This window comes from Bacillales bacterium, assembly GCA_035700025.1.
In the GTDB taxonomy this organism is placed as follows: domain Bacteria; phylum Bacillota; class Bacilli; order Bacillales; family DASSOY01; genus DASSOY01.
In genome coordinates this window covers 215,507-238,841 of record DASSOY010000072.1, presented here as the reverse complement: position 1 = coordinate 238,841, position 23,335 = coordinate 215,507, and the positions used below count along the sequence as shown (strand labels likewise).

27 protein-coding genes are annotated in these 23,335 nt (G+C 49.6%); 1 reads left to right on the top strand and 26 read right to left on the bottom strand.

What is annotated here, in order from left to right; all coding sequences use genetic code 11:
* Positions 1-263: 263 nt before the first annotated feature.
* The 15 genes from nth to VFK44_13005 all read right to left on the bottom strand — a co-directional run bounded on the left by nth (position 264) and on the right by VFK44_13005 (position 12,943).
* Positions 264-911: an endonuclease III gene (gene nth / locus VFK44_13075; GenBank protein HET7629299.1), complete on the bottom strand. Its 648-nt coding sequence runs from the start codon at positions 909-911 to the stop codon at positions 264-266.
* Positions 912-924: 13 nt separating this feature from the next.
* Complete coding sequence (locus VFK44_13070) at positions 925-1,620, bottom strand: DnaD domain-containing protein (GenBank protein ID HET7629298.1); 696 nt, start codon at positions 1,618-1,620, stop codon at positions 925-927.
* A gap of 187 nt (positions 1,621-1,807) precedes the next feature.
* Entirely contained in the window at positions 1,808-3,097 is a 1,290-nt protein-coding gene (asnS, locus tag VFK44_13065; GenBank protein HET7629297.1) for an asparagine--tRNA ligase, read from the bottom strand.
* 18 nt (positions 3,098-3,115) lie between these two features.
* Positions 3,116-4,300, bottom strand: a complete 1,185-nt coding sequence (locus tag VFK44_13060; GenBank protein HET7629296.1) for a pyridoxal phosphate-dependent aminotransferase — start codon at positions 4,298-4,300, stop codon at positions 3,116-3,118.
* Positions 4,301-4,317: 17 nt separating this feature from the next.
* A complete protein-coding gene (locus VFK44_13055; protein HET7629295.1) occupies positions 4,318-4,791 on the bottom strand; it encodes a DUF5590 domain-containing protein in 474 nt (157 codons plus the stop codon).
* 104 nt (positions 4,792-4,895) lie between these two features.
* Positions 4,896-5,717: an MBL fold metallo-hydrolase gene (locus VFK44_13050; protein ID HET7629294.1), complete on the bottom strand. Its 822-nt coding sequence runs from the start codon at positions 5,715-5,717 to the stop codon at positions 4,896-4,898.
* A gap of 53 nt (positions 5,718-5,770) precedes the next feature.
* Complete coding sequence (panD, locus tag VFK44_13045; protein ID HET7629293.1) at positions 5,771-6,154, bottom strand: aspartate 1-decarboxylase; 384 nt, start codon at positions 6,152-6,154, stop codon at positions 5,771-5,773.
* On the bottom strand, positions 6,129-7,010 hold the full coding sequence (gene panC / locus VFK44_13040; protein ID HET7629292.1) for a pantoate--beta-alanine ligase: 882 nt from the start codon (positions 7,008-7,010) through the stop codon (positions 6,129-6,131). The genes panD and panC overlap by 26 nt, the downstream gene beginning before the upstream one ends.
* Complete coding sequence (gene panB / locus VFK44_13035) at positions 7,007-7,849, bottom strand: 3-methyl-2-oxobutanoate hydroxymethyltransferase (GenBank protein ID HET7629291.1); 843 nt, start codon at positions 7,847-7,849, stop codon at positions 7,007-7,009. The genes panC and panB overlap by 4 nt, the downstream gene beginning before the upstream one ends.
* Before the next feature lie 224 nt (positions 7,850-8,073).
* Positions 8,074-9,057 carry a biotin--[acetyl-CoA-carboxylase] ligase gene (locus VFK44_13030; protein ID HET7629290.1) on the bottom strand — a complete coding sequence of 328 codons (984 nt, stop codon included), beginning with the start codon at positions 9,055-9,057 and terminating at the stop codon, positions 8,074-8,076.
* Complete coding sequence (locus VFK44_13025; GenBank protein ID HET7629289.1) at positions 9,033-10,220, bottom strand: CCA tRNA nucleotidyltransferase; 1,188 nt, start codon at positions 10,218-10,220, stop codon at positions 9,033-9,035. Before VFK44_13025 ends, VFK44_13030 begins: the two co-directional genes overlap by 25 nt.
* A 6-nt stretch (positions 10,221-10,226) precedes the next feature.
* Complete coding sequence (bshA, locus tag VFK44_13020; GenBank protein ID HET7629288.1) at positions 10,227-11,375, bottom strand: N-acetyl-alpha-D-glucosaminyl L-malate synthase BshA; 1,149 nt, start codon at positions 11,373-11,375, stop codon at positions 10,227-10,229.
* Entirely contained in the window at positions 11,359-11,784 is a 426-nt protein-coding gene (gene mgsA / locus VFK44_13015; GenBank protein ID HET7629287.1) for a methylglyoxal synthase, read from the bottom strand. Before mgsA ends, bshA begins: the two co-directional genes overlap by 17 nt.
* Before the next feature lie 12 nt (positions 11,785-11,796).
* On the bottom strand, positions 11,797-12,612 hold the full coding sequence (gene dapB / locus VFK44_13010; GenBank protein ID HET7629286.1) for a 4-hydroxy-tetrahydrodipicolinate reductase: 816 nt from the start codon (positions 12,610-12,612) through the stop codon (positions 11,797-11,799).
* Positions 12,596-12,943 (bottom strand): nucleotide pyrophosphohydrolase, encoded by a 348-nt coding sequence (locus VFK44_13005; protein ID HET7629285.1) that lies wholly within the window; start codon positions 12,941-12,943, stop codon positions 12,596-12,598. The genes dapB and VFK44_13005 overlap by 17 nt, the downstream gene beginning before the upstream one ends.
* A 112-nt stretch (positions 12,944-13,055) precedes the next feature.
* On the opposite strand from VFK44_13005, the gene VFK44_13000 reads away from it, so the two are divergent.
* Entirely contained in the window at positions 13,056-13,928 is an 873-nt protein-coding gene (locus VFK44_13000; GenBank protein HET7629284.1) for a YitT family protein, read from the top strand.
* A gap of 55 nt (positions 13,929-13,983) precedes the next feature.
* Here the strand turns inward: VFK44_13000 and VFK44_12995 are convergent, their stop codons facing one another.
* The 11 genes from VFK44_12995 to VFK44_12945 all read right to left on the bottom strand — a co-directional run bounded on the left by VFK44_12995 (position 13,984) and on the right by VFK44_12945 (position 23,330).
* Positions 13,984-14,673, bottom strand: coding sequence for a zinc metallopeptidase (locus VFK44_12995; GenBank protein HET7629283.1), 690 nt, complete (start codon positions 14,671-14,673; stop codon positions 13,984-13,986).
* Between the two features lie 85 nt (positions 14,674-14,758).
* Complete coding sequence (gene ypjB, locus VFK44_12990) at positions 14,759-15,571, bottom strand: sporulation protein YpjB (GenBank protein HET7629282.1); 813 nt, start codon at positions 15,569-15,571, stop codon at positions 14,759-14,761.
* Between the two features lie 64 nt (positions 15,572-15,635).
* Complete coding sequence (locus tag VFK44_12985) at positions 15,636-16,226, bottom strand: DUF1405 domain-containing protein (protein HET7629281.1); 591 nt, start codon at positions 16,224-16,226, stop codon at positions 15,636-15,638.
* Positions 16,227-16,323: 97 nt separating this feature from the next.
* Complete coding sequence (locus VFK44_12980; GenBank protein HET7629280.1) at positions 16,324-17,115, bottom strand: c-type cytochrome; 792 nt, start codon at positions 17,113-17,115, stop codon at positions 16,324-16,326.
* A gap of 96 nt (positions 17,116-17,211) precedes the next feature.
* Positions 17,212-17,883 (bottom strand): cytochrome b6, encoded by a 672-nt coding sequence (locus tag VFK44_12975; protein ID HET7629279.1) that lies wholly within the window; start codon positions 17,881-17,883, stop codon positions 17,212-17,214.
* Between the two features lie 14 nt (positions 17,884-17,897).
* Positions 17,898-18,431, bottom strand: coding sequence for a ubiquinol-cytochrome c reductase iron-sulfur subunit (locus tag VFK44_12970; GenBank protein HET7629278.1), 534 nt, complete (start codon positions 18,429-18,431; stop codon positions 17,898-17,900).
* A gap of 156 nt (positions 18,432-18,587) precedes the next feature.
* The gene (locus tag VFK44_12965; protein HET7629277.1) at positions 18,588-19,055 is read right to left on the bottom strand and encodes a YpiF family protein; all 468 of its coding nucleotides are present in this window, start codon (positions 19,053-19,055) and stop codon (positions 18,588-18,590) included.
* A gap of 88 nt (positions 19,056-19,143) precedes the next feature.
* Positions 19,144-19,683 carry a ReoY family proteolytic degradation factor gene (locus VFK44_12960; protein ID HET7629276.1) on the bottom strand — a complete coding sequence of 180 codons (540 nt, stop codon included), beginning with the start codon at positions 19,681-19,683 and terminating at the stop codon, positions 19,144-19,146.
* Between the two features lie 78 nt (positions 19,684-19,761).
* Positions 19,762-21,027: a tetratricopeptide repeat protein gene (locus VFK44_12955; GenBank protein ID HET7629275.1), complete on the bottom strand. Its 1,266-nt coding sequence runs from the start codon at positions 21,025-21,027 to the stop codon at positions 19,762-19,764.
* Positions 21,028-21,054: 27 nt separating this feature from the next.
* Positions 21,055-21,948: a hypothetical protein gene (locus VFK44_12950; GenBank protein HET7629274.1), complete on the bottom strand. Its 894-nt coding sequence runs from the start codon at positions 21,946-21,948 to the stop codon at positions 21,055-21,057.
* 281 nt (positions 21,949-22,229) lie between these two features.
* Positions 22,230-23,330, bottom strand: coding sequence for a prephenate dehydrogenase (locus tag VFK44_12945; protein ID HET7629273.1), 1,101 nt, complete (start codon positions 23,328-23,330; stop codon positions 22,230-22,232).
* Positions 23,331-23,335 lie beyond the last annotated feature (5 nt).

The following is a 23,335-nucleotide window of genomic DNA, read 5'->3' as shown; positions in this document are numbered from 1 at the left end:
GAAGTCCCTGCCGATTCGCCGACCGATGCGTTGCCCGGCACGGAGAAAAAGAAAAAGACCGAGTCGAGCGAAACCTCAACAACACAATAAAATGAACACCCCCGCCGAGTCGACGGCGACCGAAAAGGCAGGATAGATAATTTGGCAGGCAGCTTGTCGGGCAAGCGTTCGATCACCGATCGGACGCTTGCCTTTTGCATTTGTGAATTCGAAGTTAGCCACTCATAAAAAAACACCTGAATGATAGATCATTCAGATGTAATTTATGTCGTTTTCAGTCTTTTTTTTCCTTCGCGGCATAGATCACGCAACGGGCATCCCGTACAATTCGGCGCTTGCGCCTTGCAATGGTAACGGCCGAAAAAGATGAGCCGGTGGTGCGTATCGGTCCATTCTTCCATCGGCACTTTTTTCATTAATGTTTTTTCCACTTCCAAGACCGAATCTTTCCATCGGCAGATTCCAAGTCGTTTCGAAACCCTTTCCACGTGTGTATCGACAGCGATCGCCGGCACACCGAAAGCGACCGATGCGATCACGTTCGCGGTTTTTCGACCGACACCGGCCAATGTAAGCAATTCTTCACGTTCCGTGGGAACTTCCCCGCCATACTCTTCAATCAGCTGCCGGCACATTTTGCGAATGTTTTTCGCTTTGTTACGGAAAAGGCCGATCGAACGAATGTCTTGCTGCAACTCCTCGAGCGGAACGTTCAAATAATCTTCCGGCCGCTTGTATTTCGCGAACAGACCAGGGGTTACTTTATTTACGAGCGCATCGGTACATTGCGCTGATAAAATGACGGCAACCGTTAATTCAAGCGGGTTGCGGTGCTTCAACTCACATTCGGCATCCGGAAACATTCTCGCGATTTCGTCAAGACAATATCGAATTTGTGTACGATTCAACATGGCGATCCTCTCACTACTTTTCCAACCAATTGTAAAACGGGAACGGCTCTTTTTTATCCGATCCGTTCGACGGAGCATTTCGATTCGTGCGTCGGAAGTTTTCACCGTAGCGTTTCGCCTGCTCCGGCGTTCGAATCCCGTTCTTTTTCCATTCGAGCAAAATGCGGTCAATGTAGCGGAAGTTCAGCTTCCCTGCCATGACCGCCTCTTTTAAAGCTGATTTAATGATGGTCGGCGAATGTCCGTCGTCGTCAAGCCACATCGAGATCGATTCGCATTCGAGCGGTGACATCGGACGGCCGAATTCTTTTTCAAACAAAGTAAAGACATCTTCGTTTTGCGGAGTTGCCTGCGCAGGTTGATCCGCTTCAAAATAATAGGACAACAGCTTTTCCCACAACGGTTCCAAAGAATACGAGTCGGAGTATACACCGTTCGTTTCATCCCGATGTTGTTTCAGCGATAACACACCTTTTTGCTTGATCAATACGCGCAGCAAAGATGCGCATTTTTCCGAAGAAAACGTCATGCCTTCCGCCAACTGTTTCGGTGTCGGGAAACGGTTCCCTTCCGCCTGGAACGCATGCACTTGAAGCAGCAACATGCATTCTTCCTCATTAAGGCCGATATCGGTATAATGGTTAAATAAAACTTTCGGAATGGTAAAATGACCTTCGGTCATCCATTCAATCATTTTTTCTCGTTTCATATCGACACCTCTTGACTCATTATAGCATGAATCGCCAGTGCAAACGACGCGTCTGCCCATAAAAGAGTGGACCTCTTGCACCCTCTCGTTTAGAATTCCCGCCGCGACGCCAAATAAAAAAACTCCGCGATGCACCGCATCTCATTGTTAAACAATCGGAGGTGCGAATCAGCACGGAGTTTTTCATTTATGGATATAAGCGGTTCAACAATCGCGGGAACGGAATCGTCTCTCTCACGTGCTCCACTCCAGCAATCCACGCTACCGTTCTTTCGAGACCGAGTCCGAAACCGGAATGCGGAACGGTACCATACTCCCGCAATTCCAAATACCATTTGTAGGCATCTCCGCTCAATTGATGTTCGTCATATCGCTGCTTCATAAGATCGGGATCGGAAATCCGTTCGCTGCCGCCGATAATTTCACCATACCCTTCAGGTGCAATGAGATCGGCGCATAGCGCAACGTCCGCGCGGTTTTTGTCCGGTTGCATGTAAAACGCTTTAATTTTCGTCGGGTAATGCGTAATAAACACCGGCTTGTCATACTTTTCGGCAATCGCCGTTTCGTGCGGGGCTCCGAAATCCTCGCCCCATGCAATGTCGTATCCGTTTTCGTTTAACCATTCAATCGCCTCATCATAGGTGATGCGCGGGAACGGGGCCTTCACTTTCTCCAATGCCGAGGTGTCTCGATCGAGAGCTTTCAGCTCCATCGAGCAGTTTTTCAAAACGGACTGCACGACGTAAGAAACGTAATTTTCCTGAATTTCGAGGCTTTCTTCATGTTCGACAAAAGCCATTTCCGGTTCGATCATCCAAAATTCGATCAAATGCCGGCGGGTTTTCGACTTCTCCGCGCGGAACGTCGGTCCGAACGAGAATACCCGCCCGAACGCCATTGCAGCTGCCTCCATGTACAATTGCCCGCTTTGCGACAAATACGCTTCTTCGTCAAAATATTGAGTATGAAAAAGGTCTGTCGTGCCTTCAGCCGAACTTCCCGTCAAGATCGGGGGATCGATTTTCACGAAACCTTGATCATTGAAAAACTCGTACGTTGCACGGATGATTTCATTCCGAATGCGAAGCACCGCATGTTGCCGGCTCGAGCGCAACCAGAGATGACGGTGGTCCATTAAAAATTCGACGCCGTGCTCCTTCGGGGTTATCGGATAATCGTTTGCTGTTTGGATGATTTCCAGCCCCGTTACTGCCAGTTCGAAACCGCTTGGCGACCGCTCGTCCCTTTTTACGACCCCGGAAACGTAAAGGGAGCTTTCTTGGGTGAGACGGTTCGCTCGTTCCCATGTTTCCTCGTCGACTTCTTTCTTCACCAAAACGCCTTGAATGAATCCGGTGCCGTCACGCAATTGCAAAAATTGGATTTTCCCGCTCGATCGTTTATTGGCCAGCCAAGCGCCGATCGTCACTTCTTGATCCACATGTTGCTTGACGTTTGAAATCGTTGTTTTCAAGTCGTTTCCTCCATTTCGTCATTTGCTCGTTTTCAAAATAAATCGTTCCATGCGGTGTAACGCTTCCTGAATAAGCTCCATGGAAGTCGCGTAAGACAGCCGAACATTGTCGGCCGCTCCGAAACCGGCGCCTGGAACGACGGCTACCTTTTCGTTTTCCAACAACGCTTTCGACCATTCAGTAACGTCGTCGTAACCGCACCTTAGCGCCGCTTCCTTCATGTTCGGAAACAGATAGAAAGCGCCTTTCGGTTTTACGCACGTGATGCCCGGTATGCTCGTGAGTTTTTCGTAAGCCGCATTCAACCGAGTTTCAAACGATTGACGCATTTCTTCCACGATGTTTTGGGAGTCCTCAAGTGCAGCCAATGCCGCAAATTGCGAAAGCGTAGCCGGATTGGATGTGCTGTGACTGGCAAGCCCCGTCATCGCCTTGATCAACCGTTGATCCCCGGCTGCGTAGCCGATGCGCCATCCCGTCATCGCATACGTTTTCGACACTCCGTTAATGACAACCGTTTGCTTTTTCAGCTCATCGGACAGCGAGGCGATGGAAACATGTTTCGCCCCCTCGTAAACGAGCCGGCCGTAAATTTCATCGGATACGATGAGCAAGTCGTGCTCCAAGCAAACTTCTCCAAGCGAACGAAGCTCTTCTTCCTCGTAAATGACGCCCGTCGGGTTGCTCGGCGAATTGAGGATAATTGCTCTCGTGTCTTTTGTTACCGCCGCTTTCAACTGCTCAGCCGTCAATTTGAAATCATTCGCCTCAGATGCTTCCACGAATACCGGCCTGCCGCCGGCAAGTTTCACTTGTTCGGGATAGCTCACCCAATACGGTGCAGGAACGATGACTTCATCGCCGGGATTAATGGAACTTTGGAATAACGTATAAAGCGCATGCTTGGCTCCCGAACATACAATGATCTCTTCGGGTCGGTAGTGCAAACGATCGTCTTTTTGAAACCGTTCGGCGATGCTTTGTTTGATTTGCTTCAATCCGCCGGAAGGCGTATATTTCGTATGCCCTTCAAGTGCGGCAGCGTGGGCCGCCTCAATCGCATGCATCGGCGTATTAAAATCCGGTTCGCCGGCCGCCAAACCGATGACATCATGGCCTTCAGCCTTCAGCTCGTTCGCTTTTGCGGTAATCGCCAATGTACTTGAAGGCGTTAATGTCTTCACCCGATCCGAAAGTTCCATCTTACCGTTCCCCTTCCTTACAAATGAATGTTTTTCACCCAGTCTTTACCGTCAAATCGCAAGTAATAAAAGGTATAGCGCTGGTTTTGGTCGATAAACACGATTTCCCATACCGGCAGCTGCTCTTCCACTCCCGGGCGCACGGCAATGATTTTTTTCGGATTCAGCTTTTGCCGCGCATAACGAACGACCTCTTCGCGGCTCAACCCTTCGTTCGCCGGTTTCACGATCGTTTCGCCTTCGGATTGCGGAATCCAAACATACTGCTCTTCCCCGTGCTCATTTTTCCCGTAAATGACGGTATACGCCTTCGTTCCGCGGTAATTGGTCACTGTCACGACTTCGTCGATCTTGCCTTCCTGCTTCGCTTCAACGATGGCCTGCCGCTTTATGGCCTCTTGCTTCGTTTGCACACCGTGATATACCGACCACCCTTTCAAACCGAAAGCAAGAATGACCGCGATTCCGAGAATGATGCCCCACTTTTTCATCCGTTCCTCCATTTATATGTACGAATGCATTTAACAAAAAGAAACACCCCGCACAGGGGCTTTCTCCGTACTATTATTTCAAGAAATGACCGCAAAATCAAGCTTTACCACGTCTCTTCTTCTTCGAGCGGGATGATGATCGTATTGTAGGCTTGCGGAGTGATCTTGACCGTCAAATTTCCGGCTTCTTTCATTGCAAACAACTCGACCCAATCGTTTTCCAACAGTTCAAGAAGATCCTCGTCCGGCTGTACGCCGTTTTTATGAAAAAGCACCGCGATTTCCGGATTTACTTTTTTCACGAATTCCGATAAAATGCCGTGCTCTCTGCCGAAATTGCCGATTTTCAAAATATCGCAATGAATCGCTTGATCCTTCATCATGTTTTTTTCCGACAACTTGTCGTTGATGCCCATATACAACACTTTTTGTGAACCATATTGGAAACGCAAATTCATTGCCGCTTGTTCGTTGCCCGGCTTCGTTGCATACAATACCGAAACGTTCAAATTCTTCAACAACTGTTTGCGGTCGCCTTCTGACCAATAGAAATGCTTGACGGTAGAGCGATCATCAGTTTCGAGACGGCGAAGCACTTGTTTTGTTGAGATCAATTGCCGGACAGGAAACTTATCGATGACCGCTTGAAGATTCCCTGTATATTCCGCGGAGGCATTCGTAAGAATAATCGCATCGAGTTGACGCACCCCGTAAATATGCAATCGTTCAAACAATTGTTGCCGTGATGAACGACTGCCGGTATTAATGAGGATGTTTTGTTTTCGGTTTTGAATTAAAGCTGCCTCGCCTTCGGACAAATTGAAAAAAGTCATCGCGATCTCATTGCTTTCCAAGTTTAAGTCAATGTGATCGATGTTCCCGGCAAGCACGGGAAGCGCAAGTACGAACAAGATCCAGAGACGCAAACCGCTCCCTCCTTCCCAACTAGTTTGCGAAGGAAGGCGAATGTTATACTTGATCACAAAGTGGCAAGCGGTTGTTCCTCGGACAGTTGTTGCACGATTTGATTGTTCTCGTCGAGCACCGCCACTTTCGGACGATGGCCGCGAATTTCTTCTTCCGTCAGCAACGCGTAAGCCACGATAATGACGACGTCGCCTTTTTGAACAAGCCTCGCCGCCGCTCCGTTTAAACAAACGACGCCGCTGCCGCGTTTACCGGCAATCGTGTAGGTTTCCAAACGAGCGCCGTTATGATTATTGACGATTTGTACGCGTTCACCCGGCAAAATGCCGACAGCGTCCAAAAGATCTTCGTCGATCGTCACGCTCCCTACGTAATTCAAATCCGCTTCGGTTACACGGGCTCGGTGAAGTTTAGCATTCATCATCGTTCGCATCATCGATTTCCCCCTCCTGCCATATCATGTTGTCGATTAATCGGGCGGACGGGAAACGCACCGCCAAAGCGACGATCATACGTCCAGCGGCACGCTCGACGTGAGCAAGTTCAGGATAAGTCAAAACGTCGACGTAATCGATCTCCCCTTTGCTCAATCCCGCCTGTAAAAGATTCGTAATTTCAGTACGCAGCTTTGCGGAATTCCTTTCGCCCGCTTGCAACAATGAGCGTCCGAACCGCAAACTTTTGGATAAATGCGAAGCTTCCCGGCGTTCGCTGGAAGTCAATTTCACGTTTCGCGAACTTTTCGCGAGCCCGTCCAGTTCGCGAATCGTCGGACACGCAACGAGTTCGATCGGAAAATTGAAGTCGTTGATCAAACCGTCGACGACCGCCACTTGCTGCGCATCTTTCAAGCCGAAATAAACACGGTCAGGCATGACAATATGAAACAGTTTCGTTACCACAGTCGCGACGCCGTCAAAATGGCCGGGCCGGGATTTTCCGCAAAGAACATCGGTACGTTTCACCGCTTTTAACAAAAATGAAGATTCGCGCGGGTACATTTCCGCGTTCGTCGGAACAAACAGAAAATCGATTCCTGCACGTTCCGCCTCTTGCTGATCGTTTTCAAACGAACGCGGATAGCTTTCATAATCTTCCCCGGGACCGAATTGAAGCGGATTGACGAACACGCTCATCACCGTCACGTCATTTTCTTTAACGGCGCGGCGCGCAAGACTCAAATGGCCTTCGTGCAAACAGCCCATTGTCGGCACGTATCCGATGCTTTTTCCATTCTTGATCTGTTCCCGCATCGATTGCTGCATTTCCTGAATGGACGTAATCACTTTCATCGCTTCAAATCTCCGGTAAGGCTTTCAACTTCCTTTTCATCCATTGCAAACGAATGATCGAGTTCCGGAAAACGTTTCGCTTTTACCTCAGTCACGTATCGTCCGATCGCCTCGTGAACAATTTCGGAAAGGTTGGCATACCGTTTCGCGAATTTCGGCTTCCAATCCCCTCCGTATCCAACAACGTCATGGTACACAAGCACTTGTCCGTCCGTTCCGGCACCGGCGCCTATCCCGATCGTCGGAATCACCAGCGCTTGCGTCACGATTTCCGCGATTTGCATCGGCACGCATTCCAACACGAGCATGAACGCCCCCGCCGCCTCGAGCGCCTTTGCATCTTCCAGCAGTTTGCGCGCGGCTTCTGCTTTTTTCGCCTGCACTTTATGGCCGCCGAACACCCCGACCGACTGCGGCGTCAATCCGAGATGCGCCGCGACCGGAACGCCTGCGGCTGTTAATTTTTCAACGGCAGACACAACATGGACCGCCGCACCTTCTACTTTTACCGCATGCGCACCGGCTTCCTGCACGAGCCTCATCGCGTTTTTCATCGTTTCTTCTTCCGAAACGTGGTACGTCATGAACGGCATATCCGCAACCACAAACGTGTCCCGCGCACCGCGTAAAACGGCTTTCGTGTGAAGGACGATGTCATCGAGCGTCACCGGCACTGTCGAATCGTAGCCGAGCACCGTATTGCCGACCGAATCGCCGACAAGAATCATGTCGACGCCCGCCGCTTCGACTAACTTTGCAGACGGAAAATCATACGCGGTGATCATCGCGATCGATTCGCCGTTGGCTTTCATTTGCTTGAATACAGTCGTTGTTTTCATTTCCATTCCTCCTCCGATTTTGTAGGCACGAAGGATTTTCTCGCGATGAAAAAATCCTTCTTTCCACGGAAAGAAGGATCGACAAACAAAACCTGTCGAACTATCCCTCTGTCCAAGTCCATCATGGATCCAGGCAGAACGTTTGCTAAGCTAGTCCAAGTTGTTCCGTTCGGCTAGGTGCGGTTCTTCGCAGATACCGCCCATTTCGCTTCCATTATACCACATCATTTTGCTGAAGGAAGATCAATGTCCGCCGAAGAAATTTCATGTACAGTTCCGTCGGCATCACGCAACATCAAAAATCCGCTGTCGCTTAATCCAACGGCTTCTCCTTCGATCGTTCCGCGCAGCGTGCGGGCGTGTATGGAACGTCCGAGCGTAGCGGAATGGCTTTCCCACAACAGTTTGACAAGATGAAATCCTTCTTGCAAATAAGCTTCGTACAATCGTTCCGTTTCGAATAAAATTTGCTGAAGTAACGCGGCGCGGTCAACGACCTTTCCCGTTTCCGCACGGATGGACGTCGCAATCTCCCGCAATTCCCCGGGAAACTGCTCCCTTTCGGTGTTGACGTTCATCCCGATACCGACGATGACCGAATGCACCCGATCGGGATCCGCCTGCAATTCCGTTAAGATGCCGACGAGTTTCTTTCCTTCTACCAAAATATCATTCGGCCATTTAATTTCACACTGTAAATCGGCCGCCTTGTATAGACCCTTTACGATCCCGACCGCCGCCAGCAAAGTTAACTGCGGCGCTTGCTGCGGCGGGATCGGCGGCCGCAAAATGAGACTCATCCAAATGCCGGAGCGTTTCGGTGAATGCCACGGCCGGCCGAGCCTTCCGCGGCCGACCGTTTGTTCGTCGGAAACGATCAACGTCCCTTCCGGTTCGCCTTCACGCGCATATTTATGGGCGATTTCTTGCGTCGAAGCCACTTGATCGTAAAAATGAACCGTTTTTCCGAACGTTTTCGTTTTCAACCCGGCTTGAACGGCCACGGTCGATAATGTATCCGGACGCCCTTGCAGCTTATAGCCTTTTCGCTTTACGGACGCGATGTCATAGCCGGCTTCGCGAAGCTCGCCGATGTGCTTCCAAATCGCCGTTCGCGAGATACCGAGCGTTTCGCTTAACTGTTGCCCGGACACGAATCGGCCGTCATGCTCAATCAGCATCGTTAAGATTTCTGTTTTAGCAGCCATCCCTTCAACGCCTCCTTTCGATTCTCCAGCCGCCCTCCGATGACTTCACGCTCGATTTGCTCCAAGCAATGCGAAATCCACGGTCCCGGCGGCCGATCCCACCATCCGAGCAAGTCCCGTCCGTCGACCGCCAATTGCTTGCGTTCATGGATCGGCAGCTGACGTGCGATTTCATATATGCGTTCCGTGTCAGCTGTTCGCTCGTGAAGCGCCGCGCGAACCCGCTCAGCAGAAACCGCCGTATCGACACCTGTTTGGTATACGAGCCACGGTGTCCATGCCTGATGTCCGAGCGTTCGCACGACATCGGTGAGTCGCTTGATTTCTTGAACGAGTCGGTTCGCTAATTTCCATCGTTTCAACCAGTCGGTTTCATCGGAAATCGCCATTGATCGAACGAAATACGCCCATCTTTCCGCATTTTTGTGCAATGGAAGAAATCCATCGGCATCGATGTGTACCAATCCTTGTTGATACGGGGTCAAACCCGGCAAATAACGAAACAGCCCCGACGTTACGAGTTGCCGAAACGCACGGCCGGGAGCGGTTCCCGCCATCAACTTTTCAAATTCCGCTGTCTTTCGTTCGACGGAAATATGTGTAAGGTCTGCGGCCGCGCGCGTCATTGCGCTCAACGTCTCGGCCTCGATTCGAAAATCGAGCTGGCTTGCGAAACGAACCGCCCGCATCATTCTTAATGGGTCTTCCTTGAAACGTTCGGACGCTTTTCCGACCGTCCGAATCACTTTGTTTGTGAGATCGTCCCGGCCGCCGTACGGATCGATAATTTCGCCCGACTCGGTCATTGCCATCGCGTTGATCGTGAAATCCCTTCGCTGCAAATCCTCATGCAAAGATGAAACAAAGGAAACCGCCGACGGACGGCGGTGATCGATATAGTCCGATTCGGTTCGAAACGTCGTAACCTCGAAAGAACGGCCGCGATGACGGACGACAACGGTCCCGTGCTCGACGCCGACCGGAATCGTCTTACGAAACAGCTGTACAACTTGTTGTGGGGTCGCTGACGAGGCAATGTCAACATCGTCGACGCGTCGTCCGAGCAACGAATCGCGAACGGCTCCGCCGACGATGAACGCTTCATAACCGTTTTGTTTCAACTGCCCAACGACTTCAGCCGCATCCCGGAAAATGTCCGCCACGATCCATCACGTCCTCGCTTCACCTAAAATTTCATAATAAATGCGTTCGTAATGCCGTAATATTTTTTCCGAATGAAACGTTTCACAAACCCGTTCCACCGCCTTTTTCGACATCGACTCTTGCGTACCGGCATCGGTTAAAATGCTGATCGCCTTCCGGCTCATATCGGCAAGATCCCCAACTTCGCAAAGATAACCGGTTTCTCCGTCGACAATCACTTCGGGAATGCCGCCGGTTTTCGTTCCGATCGCCGGCACGCCGCAAGCCATCGCTTCGAGCAGCACGAGACCGAAACTTTCTTTTTCCGACAACAACAGTTTTAAATCGCACATCGACAAGATTTCCGCGACGTTCTTCTGATTGCCGAGAAAGAACACATCGTCTTCCAACTGTTTTTGCGCAACGAGCTTGCGGCAGGTGTTTAAATCCGGACCTTCGCCGATCAGCAGCAGTTTCGCGGCCATTTGTTCGCGCACCTTCGCGAACACTTCAATCACGTCAGGCGACCGTTTGACACCGCGAAAATTGGAAACATGGACGATCACTTTTTCGTTCGGCCGTATGCGGAAACGCTCCCGCAAAGCGGAACTGTCGCGTTTGTAGTACACATTTTCGTCAACGAAATTATAAACGGTCTCGATCGGCTTGTTCGTTTCGATCAATTCGCGCGTTTGCTGAATTAAGTCGTCCGAGACGGCCGTCACTTTATCCGATTGGTCGATCCCGAGCCGAATCATTTCAACAAGCGTCGGATCGTAGCCGAGCACCGTGATATCGGTCCCGTGCAACGTCGTCACGATCTTCAAGTGATCACCGACGATCTTTTTCGCCAAAAAGGCACAAACTGCATGAGGAACGGCATAATGGACGTGAAGCAAATCCAACCGTTCGCGCCGTGCCACTTCTGCCATTTTGCTTGCCAACGTCAAATCGTACGGGGGATAACGAAACACCGCATATTGATTCACTTCGACTTCGTGATAGAAAATGTTTTCATCCAGCTTTTCGAGGCGAATCGGCACGTCAGATGTAATAAAATGAACTTCGTGGCCGTTTTGCGCCAGCATTTTACCGAGTTCGGTCGCCACCACACCTGAACCGCCAACCGTTGGATAACACGTGATCCCGATTTTCAACTTACGCGCGTCTGCCATGTCGAGTCTCTCTTTCATGAATGATCGATCGCCACGCGAACTTTCCGTCCTTTAATGCATGAATCATGATTTCCGCGCTCGCCATATTTGTTGCCAATGGAATTTCGTAAACGTCACAAAGACGTATAAGCGCCGTAATGTCAGGTTCGTGAGGCTGCGCGGTTAACGGATCCCGGAAAAACAGCACGAGATCCATTTCGTTTTGCGCGATCATGGCTCCGATTTGTTGGTCGCCTCCGAGCGGCCCGGACTGAAAACGATGGATATCGAGCCCTGTGGCTTCGCTGATTTTTTTACCGGTTGTCCCGGTCGCGTACAAGTCATGTTTGCTTAAGATGGGTTCATAAGCAACAGCAAAATCGATGATGGCTTGTTTCTTTTGATCATGGGCAATGAGGGCGATTTTCACAGGCGCCACCTCTTATTCCAAAATTTCATCGAGACCGTAGACGAGCACATTTAAGCCAACGACGGTTTCGACCGCCAATTTCACGCCGGACATGAACGACTTGCGATGAATCGAATCGTGGCGGATTTTCAAGGTTTCGCTGTCTCCGCCGAAAATCACTTCTTGATGCGCAACGAGTCCGGGAAGGCGCACGCTGTGAATGCGCATACCGGCCATTTCCGCCCCTCTTGCCCCCTCAAGCGATTCGCTTTCGTCCGGATGTCCTTGTTTTTTCGCTTCGCGTACTTCCGCCATCATTTCCGCTGTTTTCACGGCCGTTCCCGAAGGCGCGTCCAATTTACCGTCATGATGTTGTTCAATAATCTCAACGGCGGGAAAATATTTCGCCGCCAACTTCGAAAACTTCATCATTAAAACAGCACCGATTGCAAAGTTCGGAGCAATGATGATTCCTGTATCGTTTTGTTCGGCGAGCTTGGACAATTCGCGAACGTCGTTCTCCGTAAACCCGGAAGTCCCGATGACCGCTCGCAATCGATGTTTCACTGCGATTTTCGCATGATCTTTTCCGACTTCCGGGGTCGTAAAGTCGATCAACACGTCGGCATTGCTCTCATCGATGCATTGCTGTAAATCTTCGTAAACCGCAGCGTCCAGCTTCGGCAATCCTTGCAAATCCGCCACCCGTTTGCCGCCGTTTTTCGAATCGACAACAGCAGCAAGCTGAAAGTGGTCCGTTTCGGAAATCATGCGAATCGTTTCGCTTCCCATTTTCCCCCGCGGACCGGCTACGATAATTTGAATCGGTTGTTCACTCACCTTGTTCATCTCCCTCCTGTATCCTTGTCCAACGATTTTTGTCCCGCGTACGGAATTTCTCCATCACTGTATCAAAGGCTTCTTCCAGATCGATGTCCAGTGAATTCGCCAATGAGATCAACACAAAAAACAAATCGCCGGTTTCCTCGGTCAACGTGCGCGGAAGCTCCGTCGGTTTCTTTTGTTTTTCGCCGTAATGGTGATTGATTTCCCTGGCCAATTCCCCGAGTTCTTCCGTCAGCCGGGCAAGCTGTGCCAACGGGGAAAAATAACCTTCTTTAAATTGACCGATGTATTCGTCGACTTCTTGCTGGAGCGTCTTCATCGATTTGGCATTCATCGGCTTCCCTCGCTTTCTTCCTACCATGTTAGCGAATCGCTCCATCTTTGACAAATCATTTCGCTTCGGTGAAAATCGATAGTGGCGCAATGCAGGAGAGGGGGGGCTGAACATGTTTTCCATTAAACTGAAAAATGTATTGTTCATTTTAATCGGATCGGCCGTCTACGCGTTCGGCATCGTTCACTTCAACATTGAAAACCATTTGGCCGAAGGCGGATTGACAGGGGTTACGCTCATTTTATATGCATTGTTCGGCATCGATCCGGGCTTAAGCAATCTTCTGTTGAACATCCCGTTATTTTTGATCGGCTGGCGGCTCCTCGGCCGTAACGTTTTCATTTATACGATCGTCGGAACGGTCGCTTATTCGATGTTCGTCTGGCTATTTCTGCACACCTTACGCTTCAATCTTCCGCTGCATGAAGACATGACGCTTGCCGCATTGTTTGCCGGCGTTTTCGGCGGGGTCGGCCTCGGCATCATTTTCCGATACGGCGGAACGACGGGAGGTTCGGATATTCTTGCCCGTCTGGCGAACAAGTACATCGGATGGAGCGTCGGGAAAACGTTTTTCGTCACTGATGTTCTCGTGCTCGGATCATCGCTCGTCTATTTGAGTTATCATCAAGTCATGTATACGCTCGTCGCCGTGTTCGTCGGTTCCCGGGTGATTGATTTCATCCAGAAAGGCGCCTATGCCGCAAAAGCCGCGACGATCATTTCCGCGAAAAACAAAGAAATCGCCAAAAAGATTATAAGCGAGATGGATCGCGGAGCGACCGTATTGCGAGGTACCGGTGGCTTTACCGGCGAGGAAAAAGACGTCCTTTATTGTGTCGTCGGCCGAAACGAAATTTTTCGATTGAAAACGGTCATTAGGAAAGTCGATCCGCATGCGTTCGTCGCCGTCAATGACATTCATGAAGCACTTGGAGAAGGATTTACGCTCGACGAAAACAAAAATCCGATCGTCGACGACTAAAAAACCTCCCTTGGCCGCACATTCGGCAAAGGGAGGTTTCGTTTACACGGACGGGTTAATCTTCGTTCATCCCGACAAAACTGAGCAAAAACCAGAGCAGTTGAAGTACGGCGACAAGCGTAGCCGCCACGTAAGTCATCGCTGCCGCGTCAAGCATAGTTTTGGCGTTTTTGCGTTCACCGCCGTCGATGATGCCGAGGGAGACAACTTGGTTCATCGCGCGGCTGGACGCATTAAATTCAACGGGCAACGTGACGATTTGGAACAAAACGGCGGCTGCGAAAAAGACAACGCCGAGCAATGCGAGTCCGGTCATGCTGAAAAGGACACCGAACAAAATCAACGGAAACGCCATTTGCGAACCGAGATTGGCGACCGGTACAAGCGAGTGCCGAAAGCGCAGCGGTGCGTAGTTCTTCGCATCCTGAATCGCGTGTCCAACCTCGTGCGCGGCAACGGCCGTGCCGGCAATGGAAGTTCCGTGATAAATGGCGCTGGACAAGTTCACCGTTTTCGACCTCGGATCGTAATGGTCGCTCAATTGATCGTTCAACCGGCCTTGCACTTCACGGACGGAAACGTTAAACAATCCGTTGTCGTCCAAGATTTTGCGCGCAACTTCGGCGCCGGTAAGCCCGGTCGTATTACTTACTTTCGAGTATTTATGGTAAGCCCGTTTCACTCTAGCTTGAGCCCACAGCGGGATAATAATTAAGATCGCCATAAATCCGATCCCTAACAACATGATGACATTCCTCCATGGAATATAGTCTTCTCCTTATCTTTTATTTTATCCGCCGAAGCAAGCTGTGTCAACGAACACGACCCCCTCAAAAGCGTGACCGGTGGTCGGCTTTTTCCTTCCTTTTTTTACGTGCTTTTTTCTCTGCTCGGTACTTTTTCCAACCCGAATAAAACAACGTGACGACGATCATGCCGCCGATCGTCAACATCACCCACGGCAGCGTCGGCTCCATTTGATCTTTTAAAGTGCCGTTGAACAAAGCCACGAAATCGGATTCAATGCGCTGCAAATGTTCCATGGCATTCGGTTGGTTGAAGAAATGCGTCCGGTAATGGATCAAATATTGAATCTCCGAATCAATCCTGCCCATTTCCGCCATCGACAAATCGACAACTAAGGCTGGGTGGATTAACTCGTATGCCTTTAAAAACTCATTCAACCGACGCTGGAATTGTCGTTCGTCCTTAGCTTGCGCCGTCTTTTTCAAGGCATGGAGCGGCTCCATTACTTGTTGTTCCGTGCTTTTCCAAAGCGGCTGCTTATTCGCATTTAAGGCGTCAACGACCAAGTGAAACCGCATGACGTTTTGTTTTCGCGCCTCAGCCTCTTCCGATACGCTTGTGACGGAACGTTTTGCCAGTTCATACGTCGTCGTTAATACTCTCAAGTTCGCCATTGGCAAACCCGACGATTGATGATTTTTGTCGGTAAATACTTTCTCGAAATAGTCGAGCATTTGTTTCGCTTCTTCATACTTTTCCTGTTGTGTCAAGTGCAACGCCTGTGCCGATATGTCGGCCAACTTGTCCCATTTATGATTCATGCCTGGTTCAGCAGCAAAAACCGTTGCCGGCATGAAAAGCATCAGCGCACAAAAAAAGCTGGAAACGAATCTCATAGGCGTACTTGTCCCCCCTCGTTATTCTAATTCCATGCTTATGTAGAGAGGGACAAGAGTAGACCTACAATTCGATTTTCAAGCGATTTTTTCGCAAGGCCACCTGATAGACGAGAAAGAGAGACAGCAGGCTGAGCCAAAACGTCAAGTAGCCGATGAACGGTTTGTATTCATTGAGGATCGGATACCAAGGCATCATGTCGAAAACATAATCGATGACAACATCGTGCAGCGTCCAAACGCCTGCGGCGAGCAAATGAATCGGCTTGAATCGGTAAAACGGCGCGAACAACAATCCTTCAACAGCCATCGACGCATGGGAAACGATAAGCATGTAATTTTGAAATTGCAACGTGTCCCCGAGCCAGCCGCCTGCCAAATTCATGCCGACCGCCCAAACACCATATTTAAACAACGTAACGGCGGCAAACGCCTCAAGCCATGGCACGTGGATCTTTAGGAGAAAAGCAGCAAGAACAAATACGAAAAATAAACTGGCCGTCGGACTGTCCGGGATGAAAGGAATGAAGCCGGCTGGTGAAGCGGCAAGTTGATGCCTGTACCAGTAATATCCGTAAACCGTGCCAAGCAAATTAATAATAAACAAGGCGATCAAGACGTTTCGTTTCCGTAAAAGGTAATAAATTGCTGTCACTAACATCTACTCCTTTCATGCTTGGCTGACGCCAAACTTGCCGAAACAAACAAACAAGGAGCCGACCTGAGTCAGCTCCTTTGAAAAACGATTGGAATCATTCGCCTGCGCTGCCTCCGCCGCCTCCGCTCGCGCCGAGACCTGCGATGAATTTCGCAAGCGTTTCGAGTTGTTCTTCCGTACCTTGAAACTGGCCGGCCGGCATTTTGCCGATGCCGTTTTTGGCGATGTGCTTAATCTCTTTCACCGACTTGTCAATCCCGATCAAAGCTGGACCGATTTTTCCTTGCAAATTCTCGCCGTGACAATTGATACACGTCTGATTCGCATAAATCTTATAGCCTTTGGAACTCTTGTCGATATCGGCAGTCGGTTGAATTTGGCCTTGTTGCTCAATGTGTTCCCAGTTATGGGTCACAGACGATTGCCACGTTAAGAAGAAAATTGAAATTAAAGCGAGCAACATCATACCCGAAGCAATCGGGCGTTTCGCGATTCTTCTTTCCGGACCCCGGTCCAGCCATGGGGCAAGAAGAAGGGCAAGAGCGCCAAGTCCCGGAAATACGACGGTGCCGAGCACGACGTAGTGTCCGGATGCGTAAGTATATTTGAGAAACTGGTACAAAAACAAGAAATACCAGTCGGGAAGCGGCGTGTAACCTGCCGCCAATGGATCTGCTTCACGCTCGAGCGGCGGCGGCGAAGCGATAATGAATACAAGAAAGCCGACAAGGAAAACAGCGCCGACCATCCACTCTTTCAATAAAAAGTTAGGCAAAAACGCTTCCGTTTTTCCCGGGTATTCCGAATAGTCTTTCGGAACGTTTTTTGAACGATTCAATGGGATCCGGGAATCCCCGACAAATTTCATGCCTTTCCCGCGATGCATGCGTTCCCCTCCTTTTCATTCATCTTCGACGGATTCAAAAGTGTGTCGCATTTGGTTCATAGGCTTCCGTACAGCGGAAGATGCGAAATGCCTTCCTTACAGGGGACCGGAAATGCCTTGTTTTCGAATCATGATAAAGTGAGCCGCCAACAGTCCGAATAAAGCTGCTGGAAGGAAAAAGACATGAATCGCAAAGAAGCGGGCAAGCGTCTGCGCACCGACCAAATCGCCGCCTTGCAAGATGGTTTTGATCCACGGTCCAAACAACGGAACCGAGGCGGCAATTTGCAAACCGACTTTCGTCGCGAAATAAGCTTTCATGTCCCACGGCAACAAGTAACCGGTGAAACCGAGTCCCAACAAAATGAAAAACATTAACACACCGACGACCCAGTTCATTTCACGCGGTTTTTTGTAGGAACCGGTGAAAAACACCCTTAAGGTATGTAAAAATACCATCACCAAAACGAGGCTGGATCCCCAATGGTGCATGCCCCTGACGATAACCCCGAATGCTACGTTGTTTTGCAAATAATAAACAGAATCCCAGGCTCTTTCAATATCCGGAACATAATACATCGTCAAAAACATGCCAGACAAGATTTGAATGACAATGATAAAAAAGGTTAGACCTCCGAAGCAATAAACGAAGGCAGAAAAATGATAGGCTGGATTGACGTGCTCGGGAACTTCGTGATCGGCAAGATCTCGCCACATGGGCGTAATGTCCAGGCGTTCGTCTATCCAGTCGTAAAACTTCGATAGCATGACTACGCCCCCTTTTAATATTTTGGCGGTACTGCCGGAATATTGTTGCGCGGATGTAAATTCCCGATGAGAATTTTGCCGTCCTTTACTTTTACATCGTACCGATGAAGCGGTGCCGTTGCCGGTAATCCAGCAATGTTGATTCCGGTCTTTGTAAAGCGGCTGCCGTGACAAGGACATTGGAATTCGTTCGCATACGGCGGTTCCGGCGACCAGTGAACGAGACAGCCTAAATGCGTGCAAACGGGCGAAAGAGCGAAAATCTCCCCTTCATGTTTGAACACGTAAACTTCTTTCTTCTGATCGAACGTATACCAACCGTCTTTAATATCTTTCTGAACAAATTGAATCTTTTGGGGTTGTTCCGTTAAATCGCTTTCCTTCAACCCGATGTCGTAAAAATTCTCTTCGCCTTTTCCTTGCTTCAACAGCGGATCGATGGCGAAGCGAATCATCGGCAAAGTCATTCCCGCAGCCATAAAGCCGCCAACGCCTGTTAACGTATAATTTAAAAACTGGCGTCTTGAAACATCATGCTCGCTTGACATTGTTTCCCCCCCTTGCTGTGTTACGAAATTTGGAATGTTGCATACAGAATATTCGTCGTCTGTATGTGAGGAAAACACACATATTACTAGGACATTCTTAATGATAGCTCACGCCGTATCACACTGTCAATTATATCATGTTTCATTCCGTGCGATCTATGCGTTTTGCCATTTTGCAGTTACGATTTGCAACAATTGTTTCGTTTGATTGGCAATCATTTCATCGCCGTGTTCCGGATCCATATGTTCGAGCGGAAGCGACGGGATCCAAATCAACGATTCGTCCAGATCGGACTCAACCGTCTTCCATTCGGCGTCCGAAGTAATCAGGAAGACGTGTTTCATCCCGTCGCGGCGAAGCATCTCCATCCACGATTGAAGCCGCTTCAACCGGTTTGCAACATCCTCGCTTTTTAAGTAAGTAAACGGGGGAAACAGCATCAACCGTCCCTTCAACTGCCCTTCCAATCGATCGGCCATCAATGTGGTAAATTCACCTTGTTCAACCGTTGCTTTAATTTCGTTATGCCACGTAATTTTCACCAGCGGCACGACGGCTGTGTCGACATAATCTCTTTCTGCGAAATACGCGCCGACGTCGCGAACCGTCCACTTCATTTTCATCGCACCCCTTTCCTGTAACAGGATACCATAAAAGCAGTCCTGCAAACCATCGCCATTCTTTACCATAAAAAAACCCCCGATACGCGGATCAAGGGGAGAACGGATGCTTTAATTGTTTGGTCAGTTTCATGAAAGTTTGCTTATCATTCGCTTCTAGCGCCAGATCGATTTTTCGCATCAAATCGTTTTGTTCAAACTTCTTTTTCGCATCGAGAATGACCGACTCGGCGATATCCGCATATACATCGGAAATTTGTTCCTCATAATGCGGATTTTCTTCCAAAACGGCCGCATATTCCGGACAAAGGTGGTGATTTTTAAAATTGAGCTGAATGTACAACGGCTCGTTTCGGAACATTCGAATGTCGTGAAACGCTTTTTCAGGGTCGACCGTCATCACATGCTGCTTGAAATATTGAAACGGCACGTCTTGCGTGCATCGGGCAGACATAATAATCGCCTTCGGGCAATATTCGGCATGGCGGATAAAATGGACATGGTCCATCAGGCGGTCGTCGCCGGTCAAATAATTCAGCAACCAGACGCATTCTCTTTTCTTCAACTCGTGTTGGTTAAGAAACCAGCGAATGAACTGCTTCTTCTCTGCCAGCTTGACATCGAAAATCATCGTGATCCTTCCCTTTGTCGTGAATTCGTTCGTATACTAGTATTTCGACTTGCCGAAAAAAAATCCTTCTTTTTTCGTTCAAGAAAAAGGATCGTCGATTTGTTCGATTTTCTCAAGCAAATGAAGCAAGGTCGGATCGAGCGTGACCGCCTTTTCGTATTTTTCTTTCGCTTGGCGCCTTCGGCCTTCCTCAAGCAAGAAATCACCATATTCCTCGAGAAACTCGGGATTCGAATCCAAATCACTTTCCACGTCGGCATAATGTTTCGCAGCTTCGGTAAAGTTTTCTTCAGCATGTTCAGCCGATGCCAAATACCAAACCAATAAGGGATCATGTTCTTCCATGTCCGGACGGCCGCGCAATAATTCGATCACCGCCTCGTTGTCGTCATTCTTTCGATACAAACCCGCCAACGCTTTCAGCGCTCCATGATGTTGGCTGTTGATCGCGAGCGCACGGTGAAAATAGTTCTCCGCGGTTTCGGACTCTCCGAGGCTGCTCGCCGTCAATCCAGCCTCGTAAGCGAGATCGTCATGAATGCCTTCCAACTCCATCCCCCGTTCGGCCGTTTCAAGCGCCTTGTGCGGCGCCCCTTCCGCTCGGTACGCCTTTGTTAAATACAAATACAGCTTGCCGTAATCCGGGTCGTTTTCCCTTAATCGTTCAAACAATTCAATCGCCCGCTGCGTTTCACCAGCCTGCCACGCTGTAAATCCGTAATGAAACAGTCCATCATCGTCGATGTAACGGCTGTCCGCTTTTTCGTACATTTCAAGCGCAGCTTCGAAGTTTCCGCTTCCGCTGAGGGCGTCGGCTAATCGGAGTGCGATCGGCTCGTCAGGCAGTTCTCCGTCACGCATGAGTTGTTCGTAATGCGGCACACTCTTCGCATAAAGACCGAGTGAGAAATAAAATTGCGCCAAGGCGTAGGTGACGACCGGTTGAGCGGGATCCTTTCTTTTCGCCTCGAGCAGTTTTCGTTCAGCCACTTCGTCCAATCCTTCACTCATGTAAATGTCGGCAAGCAGCAACGAAGCACGCAAAAAATCTTCTTCAGTGCCGTCGAGATCGGAAAGAATCGCAACCGCTCGTTCTTGTTCTCCTTGATCGATCAACAGTTCAGCCAACGTAAAAGTGAGCTCTGTTTCTTCAGGAAATTGCTTCAGCAACTGCTCGACGATCCCTTTCGCCTTTTCCACATGTCCCCACTCACGGTACAATTGCGCGATTTGAAACCGTTCCTGTTCGTCAGACTCTCGTTCGGCTTCTTCCAGTAACCGCAATCCTTTGGCCACCTCGCCGGTCTCAACATACGCGACCGCTTCTTCAATCTTCTCGATCATCGGCATCACGACCCCTTTTGCTTCCATTCATGAGTAATAGGTCAAAAAACCCGGCACGCGAATCGGAATTTCTTTTCCGTACCCCGGGCGGTAATAAACGGTTTTTCCGGCTTTCATCAATCGGCCGCGAAGCACGACGACATCCGGATTCCGTTCTTGATTGTCACCCTCTTCATGATAAGGAAGTTCGTTCGGATCGGCAAGTCTGCCGCGCCGATACAGCACGTAATCAAGGTCGCCTCCCGCGCGCAATTCGCCTTTGAGCGGGGCAATGCCAATCATTCGCAATGCCTTTTTGCTGAGCATGGGACATTCGTTGTCGAAACCAGCCCACGTACGGATTTGATTGTGTTTTGCCGTCTCAAGCCAGTCAGACAACGGTGATTTCGTTGAACGATCATAGGATGAACAAGTCCCGAAATCGGGAACGATCGGAAAACGGTAAGGAAATTGAGCATCGCGAATCCATTCCCACGCCACAGCGGAAACATCCGATTCCTCATAAACGCGAGCGAGCAAAAAAGGCACCTTCTCCCGTTTGCACAAACGGATGAACGAAGGTGTGATTTTCCTCATCGGATAAGAGACGCCGATGACATAATCAATGCTGCTGTTAATGAGCCGATGCCGCGCATGTTTCAACGACTCGCGCAAATCGGCGTCTTTCTCGATATCGCACAAGACGAGTACCGTCGTCACACCTTTTCTTTGCCATTGCGTCAAACGTTCTTTGTAATCGTCAAGCTGCAAAAGTGTACCGTCGACCGCTACCTTTCCCGGACGAATGGCGAAACCGTCACAATTCATGCGCACATGTTTCAAATAACGAAGATATTCGGTAATGCACGCCACTTTCCCGCCGTCGGCGAGAAAAGCGAGCGCCGAGTCGCGCGTCGTTTCCGCTCCTTTGATAATATACATGAAATCCCCTCCCGGAAATACGAATCCTTACAGACAAGCTATGAGTCGCGGGAGCAAGATAGAACACGGTAAAAACGCAAGAAACGTTGAAGCGCGGAACCGATTTCATGATCGTTAAAAAAATACATAAAAAAAAACCTGATGACTCGCTTTGTAAGCGCTGTCAAATCAGGCCGTTAAAAAAGTGTAAATATGGATAGGAGTGGAGAGAAACCATTTACACTTTTATTATAACACGATGATAAGAAAATGCAAGTCTGTTTTGAAAAATTTTCGAACTTTTAATCGCTGACATAAGTTTTATAAGATTCCGCATTTAACGCGCGTTCCGCTTGTTCCCTGTCTTCTTCGCTGCGAAACGTTAGCCGGAGTACGCCGATGATGTCCTCTCGCGTTTCGATAATACGAATATTTGTAATGCTAATCTCTGCTTTCGCAATCACGTTCGTAACATGAGCGATCACGCCCGGATAGTCGGGGACATCGACATAGAGGTCGAACAACGGCGGCAGCGCACCCTTCTTACGTTGCGGCAGTAAGTCGCGGATGCGTTTTGCCTCTTGAAAATACGCGAAGATCCTCGCACTGTCCTTTTGTTCAATCATCGATTTCACTTCGTTCATTTCCGTTTCCCAGCGGCTCATCAATTCAAGCAGCACTTCCTGATTGTGCATAAGCACGTCGTGCCACATGCGCGGGCTGGCCGAGGCGATCCTCGTAATGTCGCGAAATCCTCCAGCCGCGAGCCTTTTTAAATCAAACCGCTCATCGTCGAGCTTTGACAGTTGGTGAACGAGGCCGGCGGCGACGATATGCGGGAAATGACTGATTGAACCAACGATCCGATCGTGTTCGTCAGCGGTCATCTCAATGAATGTCGCCTTTGTTCCTGCCAGCCACTCTTTCAATTCGCCGAGCCGGCCGGGGGTTGCATTTCCGTCAGGAATAAGCACATAAAAAGCGTTTTCGAACAAACGGCCGCTTGCCGAAGCAACGCCGGTCTTGTGCGAACCCGCAAGCGGATGACCGCCGATGAACGTCACGTCTTTCTCGCGAAACACACGCGCTTTCTTCATGATTTCTTTTTTCGTGCTGCCGACGTCAGTGATCATCGCACCCGCTTTGAACGTGCAAGCTGCCAATTGTTCGATCACCTTTTCCGCTTTCAGCACGGGGGCGGCAATGACAACGAGATCGGCGGACGGTGTTCCGGCGGAGATTTCCGTTTCCGAGCGATGGATGACACCGAGCGATTCGGCAAGCTGCACTTGCTCCGCATCCACGTCATAACCGACAATTTCATACGTTGGATGTTGTTTTTTAATTGAGAGCGCTAACGAACCTCCGATTAAACCGAGTCCGATGACAAAAACTTGCTTCACGTACG